A 6202-nucleotide genomic window follows, 5' to 3' on the forward strand; every position below is an offset into this window, starting at 1 on the left:
GGCTAAACATCCGCCGGATTCAAGTGCATCATTACCCAAGTGGTGTAAGTTCCGATCGGACTCCAAAGTATGTAAGGCAGCAATAACAGGGTGGCAGGCTCCGAAACTTGCAACACGCTTAAAGCTAGGATTACGCTTAAAATAGCACCCGTTCCGCCGATTATTGTGCCGACTTTTAGGCTCCTAAGTTTGCACATAACCGACGTGTAAGACATAGTTACTATTTCTAAAAGCAGGTACAAACCCATTCTCAGCCAAGTCTCCTGAGTTCCTGGTTCTTTTTCCCACACAATCACTGCTGACCAAGCTGCACAAATAAAAATTACTGTCCAAATTAGGGGAATTGCTCTTTCAAATACTAGCCATCTCGGACGCTGCAAGCGGTTGAACCATTGAATGTCGCTGGGCGCGATTATGTTAGCTCCTAGTGCTACTATCAAGGCGACGCCTCCAATTACCATCCAGGATTTAATCATTTTTTTACCTTGGGCGAGGTTGACAGGTTCAATTCAGCAAATATTATCTCTAATTTTGGCGATCGCGCCATCTGTCGCGAGTTATATTAGGTTTGGTCCAGGCTCGAAACCCAACATCAGTTGAAAAGTAATTTAGACTTCTGGGAAACCTCTATTTATTCTCTTCAATTCCCGATCGTAATATAAAAAATGTGAACGAAAGCATCCAGGATACAAGCCCCCGGATTCATGCGTGGGGTCAATGCTTCAATCTAAAATCTAAAATCTAAAATCTAAAATCGATTGACTCTTGCTCCCTCCCCTTCACAAGGGGAGGGTTCGGGTGGGCTTTTCAGTAAATTTGACCAGTAAATTTTACAAAAAGTCTCTTAGTCTTTCAAAAAAATCGGCAACTAGCCGAGCCGATGATGCTGTTCTAATTCTAAACTAGAGTCATTGTCTTTTTTGGGAACCAGAAGCGTATTTTCGCTGCTGGGTTGCAACACAGCTTTAATCACTTGGAGAAAACGGTTAGGCTTTTTAGCTTGACCGTTGAGAGTGCGGCGGTCTTTCACTTTTTGAGAAAGGTGTCGCATCACAGATAAATCGAGTTCATCTATGAAATGGTCTGCGATACGTTCTCCCATTAAATCTATAGCTTCAGCATACTGATCGGTCAGCGTTTCTATGGCATCGTATGCTTCGTCAGCAACTTGACTTGCTACTGTTTTATTTTGGTCGCCTGGTGTCTGGGAATGGGTGCGGCGCCGGTCTAAAAGACTTTGGTAGTCAGCAATGCTCATTCCCAAATTGTAAAGATGGTGGTGAGCGTGATCCATCAAATCTACTTCACTCGGATAGAAGAAACCGCGAGTGCTGTTGATGCCGTGCAGTTTTGCCCAACGCCGCAGATTTGTCTCATCTTGCAGTTGGTATCGCTCCAACATTTGAGCTGTGTTCAGCTCTACTTCTGGCGTAACTTTGAAATCGCTCATCGGTAAATCCTCGCTGGTGAGTAAATAAATAAAATTGAAACTTAGAATCTGTGATTTGCGTACAGTCTGAAAATGACTATCGATCCTTTGACGGCATTCACGGAAGTCTTGCGGGCATTTGCTAGCCGTCGATCGTGCGATCGTGCGATCGAGTCAGAGGATGTCAGAGTAGGGTACTTTTGGGCTTTGTCTCGATCGCATCCGGGAGCAAGCACACTGGGTTAATAATATAGCTGATTTAAGGTTTCAACAACCGTTAAAAATAATAAAGTTTGATTGTTGGGCTTGAATTTTTAGTAAGGTTGAGCTATAATATTCTCAATAACCGTGCAATTAGTAATTTTAGTAGTTGCAAACGAGATTCTTAGTATGCCTGTATACGATTATTTTTGTCCCAAAAACAACCAGCAGTTAGAAGTTTCGCACAGCATGAACCTGGAAGTTTCGACTTGGGGTCAACTGTGCGAGTTGGCTAAGTGCGAACCCGGGGAGACTCCCGCAGATGCTCCGGTACGCCGGCTGCTGAGCGCTCCGAGGTTGATGAAGCCGACATCCGACACCGATTATAAAAATTCGGGTTTCAGCAAGTACGTGAAGCGGGATGAAGGGGTTTATGAAAATGTCACGGCTAAGGATGGTGAAAGCCGTATTGTCAATCGAGATGGCAAGCCGATTAAAGGCTGAGAACCCACAATAATCAAGTTTTCAGTTGAGTGAATTACAGATATTGGGTAGGGACACGGCACTGCCGTGTCCTGTATTTTATCCGATTGACAACTGCTATATTATTCAGATTATATTATGCCGATGCAGACGGAAACAAAACGATCCACCGGACATAATATTATGAGCCAAACCAATCTTTCATTTTTTGTTTTGCTTCTTCTTTAGTATCAGCATTAATGTATACTGAAACAGTAGCTATTGCCGCCAGCAATACTCCCAAATCGTCTGTAAATCCCATGCCGACTAATATATCGGGAATGGCATCCACAGGAGATATAAAATAGGTCAAAGCTCCAACTACAACTCCTTTTGCCCAAGCAGGCACGTTTGGGTTCTGAGCCGTATAATAGAGAATCAAAGCTTTTTCAACTACTTCTCTTCCGGCGGTTAAAGCAAATTTTTTAAGTTTAGTCCAAAAACTTTCATCTGAATAGTTAATTTTGGGGTTGCTGAGGTTTGTTGTGGTTCCTTTTCGGTCGATCAAATCGAGAGGAATGCCCTTAGTTTTAAGCTGGGAAACAGCCGAATTGAAGGATGCTGATGCCTGATTTTTATTAGGGGCGGCCTCCCGTATTTGTTTTATGTCTGCGATGAATTCCTGCATGGCTTGGATTTGCAAGTCGGAAACCGCCAGCAGTTTTTTTGCGGATTGGATAGCCTCGCTTTCTGCGGGATGCAGCGTCTTATTTGCCCCAGCAATGTTAATTAAAAAATACATGACTCCCAAACGCAGCGGTTCTTCTGACTTGCTGAGTGTTTGCAAACACTCGCCCAGTGATGGGGGACTGGCTGTGTAGGAATGGATTTGAGCCTTTGCAGAGTCAGAAAATTTGTCTAAATTTATGGTTTTAAACAACAAATCTAGTTCGTCAATATCAACGGAACCATCGGCGGCTGCGATCGCAAACAAAGAACCATAAAAAGCTAAAAGTTCGCTTTCTGAGGATGTGGCAAAAATATCTCTTTCGGACACGATGCTACTCCGATTGATAACGACGCATTGCATTTTACCACAAAACTCAGCGCGCCATGATTTCAGAAACCGGCAATAATTTGAGAGAGCATGACACAATGGAGAATTTTTTATGAAAGTTGCGATCGTCGGCTGCGGCTATGTGGGTACTGCGACAGCCAAACATTTACGCGGCAAATCTGATTGTACCGTGGCGGTGACAACTACCACGGCGACGCGAGTAGTTGAGTTGGAGGGTGTCGCGCAGCGGGTAGCCGTGCTCAAAGGAAATGACAAAGATGCGATCGCCTCTGTACTGCAAGAACAAGATGCTGTTATGCTGTGCGTCGGTGCCCGCAATCCTCATACTTATCGGGAAACTTATTTAGATACTGCGACAACTTTAGTATCGGTTTTACAGCAGATACCGACAGTAAAGCAGGTTATTTATACGGGTACTTATTCTGTGTATGGCGATCGGCAAGGTGAATTCGTAAATGAAGAATCGCCGATTGCGCCGGCTAATCCAAACGGTGAAATTTTCGCAGAAACAGAAAGGGTTTTATTAGCAGCATCGAGTTCCAATCTTCACGTCTGCATTCTCCGTTTGGGAGGAATTTATGGGCCTGGGCGAGAATTAGTTAAAATCTTTGGAGGCGGGGCTGGGATCACTCGTCCCGGTACGGGGGAAGATGCTACTAATTGGGTGCATCTGGATGATGTTGTTGGGGGGTTAACATTTGCTTTGGAAAATCGATTGCAGGGAATTTACAATTTAGTCGGGGATGTGTCGCTATCCAGTCGGGAATTGCTCGATCGCATTTTTGAAACTCACAATTTGCCTAAAGTTTCTTGGGATGGAAGTCCTAGCGTGCGGCCTTACAATGCTAGGGTGTCGAATCTAAAGATTAAGGAGGCTGGTTATCAGTTTGTTCATCCTGAAATTACGGAGTTTTAAATACAAATCATTTTGTATTTGCTGTCATCGTTTTTGCCACAGATGTCAACTGATTGGGAGTTAAATCATCCTCTGGATTGGCAACTGGGCCCCAGTTTGTATAGCGAGTGGTTCTGCCTGCACGTATTGCCACAAAGGCTCGAATAGATTGCAAGTTACCGCGAGCCATTTCAAAATAAGTGTAGGTGGCTCCCAGCACATAAATTGATTGGTAATTCCTCCGATTCTTGCATTCCCTAAATCCATGGTTTTTACTAAATAAACAGAGACAGTCGTTTGACAAGCTTTGTTATAATAAGAATAAGCTACCGGACCCTTCTCATTGTATTTATAGTTAGTTGCAAATATTGCTAGCTCTGAGGGAGTCATAGCAAAACAAGGAATTGCAGTGGAGAGAAAAACAATTGTAGTAGTTAGTAATTTTTTCATGATGTGAGACCATTTCTATATTTTCTCCTTAACCCAAGTTCTAAAAGATTTTAGCAAAGCCATTTCCCCCATCGTTTGAGTGCGAGTGAAAAACCCAGCCATTTCCGCTGCTGATACAAAGGGAAAAGCAATACTAAAGTCGCGCTCAATATACTCAGTCTCTACCAACTGATAAAATTTCAAAACTCGCCCGTTATACAGCCAGAGTTCTGGGACGCGAAGTGCGGAGTAAATTGCCAACTTATTAACTGAACTGCTGGTAATATCTATTTCAATTGCCAAGTCGGGCCCAGGGGCAGTTTCTAAGTCTATTTCTTGCCTGCCTCTGACTGCTGGTTCACTTTGGATATAATAACAATTGTCAGGTTCTATACCCTTTTTAGCCTGTTCTCCCTTGAGAGTCATTGAGCCAGCACTTTTGATTTCAAGCCCGAGTTCTTCTGCTAAAATGAAAATGAAGCGGTCTGACTGAATCTTGGGATTTTCATGTTCGTATAAAGGACTCATAATTTCCAACATCCCGTTATCATAAGCTATGCGATAACCTCGGCGATTCCCTATTTCTTTGAGCAACGTTTCAAAGGTTGGCCAGCTAATGTTTTCTAGCAGTGTTCTTTGTTCGGCTAAACTTGAAGTAGTAGCAATCATCTCAAAATCTCCTTGAGCTGAGAAAACTCTAGTTTTATTTTACCACAGGCCCAGATACTATCAAAAGGGCGATTTTCTACGGGATAGCTTCGCTTTACGCTCTTTTTTTTCGCGCAGATGCACGCGGGTGAACGCTGATGAACGCGGATGAGAAAAAGGGCGATTGACCGCTAATTGTAAATACACCCTCTTTAAACTTATCTGCTTATACCATTTACAACCGCTGAAACAAATCCATCCGATAGCGTTTGTGATAACGTCGTATATCTATCCAGAATTTTTGTTTGCGCGGATCGCCCAAATGTTTCAAAAACTGTGCAGAGTCTTGGATAAAGGTATCGTGAACTATGTCACCATTCAGGATGAAACTTTCCACTTGAGACCGAAAGTGAACCATCAAGAGATAACCTCCTGGAAGCAACTGGTCAATAATTTTTTGCTTTGTGGTCAGGAGGTCTGGCCTTGTCAAATAATAGCCCACTTCTGAGAATAAAATTAAATCAAACTTCTCAGTTGGGAACTGCTGGGGTATCTGCATCTGCTCAAACCGCACCTGGGGCAAACTGGCGCAGCGTTTCCGCGCTTCCTCTAATCCTACCTCTGAATAATCTACTGAAAGCAGCCTGTCACACTTTTTGGCTAGTTCCTGGGTGAGTACACCGATGGCACATCCGATTTCAAAAGCATTTTTGAATTGGACTTTGGGCAAACACTTGATAGTTGTTCGGAATTTACTGATTTCATAAAAGTTAGACGTGTATGCCCAAGGATCTGAACTTTGGCGGAAGGTTTCATCAAAGAAACTGGATGGTACTGATTCCGGCTGTGAAGGCTTCATGCTGAATCTCTGTAAATTAAATGACCTCTCAATAAATATACTACAAAAAAAACCGATCGAGGATTTACACAAAAATTGAAACTTTACACTATCTGTACATTGGATGTGGGGAGTGCAACACTACGGATAGAGTCTTTGCGTAAGCCCTGTCACTCTCTTGTCACTAATTAGTCACAGGTATCGCGCCTCAACCACCCTACA

The 6202-nt window shown here is 43.2% G+C and carries 9 protein-coding genes; 3 read left to right on the forward strand and 6 right to left on the reverse strand.

Going from position 1 to position 6202, the window contains the following annotated elements; genetic code table 11:
* Positions 1-2: 2 nt before the first annotated feature.
* The gene (locus tag QUB56_RS27710; protein WP_332959498.1) at positions 3-476 is read right to left on the reverse strand and encodes a TspO/MBR family protein; all 474 of its coding nucleotides are present in this window, start codon (positions 474-476) and stop codon (positions 3-5) included.
* A gap of 392 nt (positions 477-868) precedes the next feature.
* Positions 869-1450, reverse strand: coding sequence for a hypothetical protein (locus tag QUB56_RS27715; RefSeq protein ID WP_332959499.1), 582 nt, complete (start codon positions 1448-1450; stop codon positions 869-871).
* A 72-nt stretch (positions 1451-1522) separates the two neighbouring features.
* Between QUB56_RS27715 and QUB56_RS27720 the strand changes: the two genes are divergently transcribed.
* The gene (locus QUB56_RS27720) at positions 1523-1675 is read left to right on the forward strand and encodes a hypothetical protein (protein ID WP_332959500.1); all 153 of its coding nucleotides are present in this window, start codon (positions 1523-1525) and stop codon (positions 1673-1675) included.
* Between the two features lie 144 nt (positions 1676-1819).
* On the forward strand, positions 1820-2134 hold the full coding sequence (locus QUB56_RS27725) for a zinc ribbon domain-containing protein (RefSeq protein WP_332959501.1): 315 nt from the start codon (positions 1820-1822) through the stop codon (positions 2132-2134).
* Positions 2135-2294: 160 nt separating this feature from the next.
* Here the strand turns inward: QUB56_RS27725 and QUB56_RS27730 are convergent, their stop codons facing one another.
* Positions 2295-3149, reverse strand: a complete 855-nt coding sequence (locus QUB56_RS27730; protein ID WP_332959502.1) for a DUF1232 domain-containing protein — start codon at positions 3147-3149, stop codon at positions 2295-2297.
* Between the two features lie 112 nt (positions 3150-3261).
* On the opposite strand from QUB56_RS27730, the gene QUB56_RS27735 reads away from it, so the two are divergent.
* On the forward strand, positions 3262-4086 hold the full coding sequence (locus QUB56_RS27735) for an NAD-dependent epimerase/dehydratase family protein (RefSeq protein ID WP_332959503.1): 825 nt from the start codon (positions 3262-3264) through the stop codon (positions 4084-4086).
* Between the two features lie 7 nt (positions 4087-4093).
* On the opposite strand, the gene QUB56_RS27740 is transcribed toward QUB56_RS27735, so the two are convergent.
* The 3 genes from QUB56_RS27740 to QUB56_RS27750 form a co-directional block, all read right to left on the reverse strand.
* Complete coding sequence (locus QUB56_RS27740; RefSeq protein ID WP_332959504.1) at positions 4094-4285, reverse strand: hypothetical protein; 192 nt, start codon at positions 4283-4285, stop codon at positions 4094-4096.
* Between the two features lie 245 nt (positions 4286-4530).
* The gene (locus tag QUB56_RS27745; protein WP_332959505.1) at positions 4531-5163 is read right to left on the reverse strand and encodes a Uma2 family endonuclease; all 633 of its coding nucleotides are present in this window, start codon (positions 5161-5163) and stop codon (positions 4531-4533) included.
* Positions 5164-5377: 214 nt separating this feature from the next.
* Positions 5378-6001: a class I SAM-dependent methyltransferase gene (locus QUB56_RS27750; protein ID WP_332959506.1), complete on the reverse strand. Its 624-nt coding sequence runs from the start codon at positions 5999-6001 to the stop codon at positions 5378-5380.
* Positions 6002-6202: the final 201 nt, after the last annotated feature.

The organism is Microcoleus sp. AR_TQ3_B6 (assembly GCF_036702785.1).
Classification (GTDB): Bacteria; Cyanobacteriota; Cyanobacteriia; order Cyanobacteriales; family Microcoleaceae; genus Microcoleus.

Coding starts and splice junctions, on each gene's coding strand:
- QUB56_RS27710 (WP_332959498.1), bottom strand. CDS start 476: ATGATTAAATCCTGGATGGTAATTGGAGGCGTCGCCTTGATAGTAGCA.
- QUB56_RS27715 (WP_332959499.1), bottom strand. CDS start 1,450: ATGAGCGATTTCAAAGTTACGCCAGAAGTAGAGCTGAACACAGCTCAA.
- QUB56_RS27720 (WP_332959500.1), top strand. CDS start 1,523: ATGACTATCGATCCTTTGACGGCATTCACGGAAGTCTTGCGGGCATTT.
- QUB56_RS27725 (WP_332959501.1), top strand. CDS start 1,820: ATGCCTGTATACGATTATTTTTGTCCCAAAAACAACCAGCAGTTAGAA.
- QUB56_RS27735 (WP_332959503.1), top strand. CDS start 3,262: ATGAAAGTTGCGATCGTCGGCTGCGGCTATGTGGGTACTGCGACAGCC.
- QUB56_RS27745 (WP_332959505.1), bottom strand. CDS start 5,163: ATGATTGCTACTACTTCAAGTTTAGCCGAACAAAGAACACTGCTAGAA.
- QUB56_RS27750 (WP_332959506.1), bottom strand. CDS start 6,001: ATGAAGCCTTCACAGCCGGAATCAGTACCATCCAGTTTCTTTGATGAA.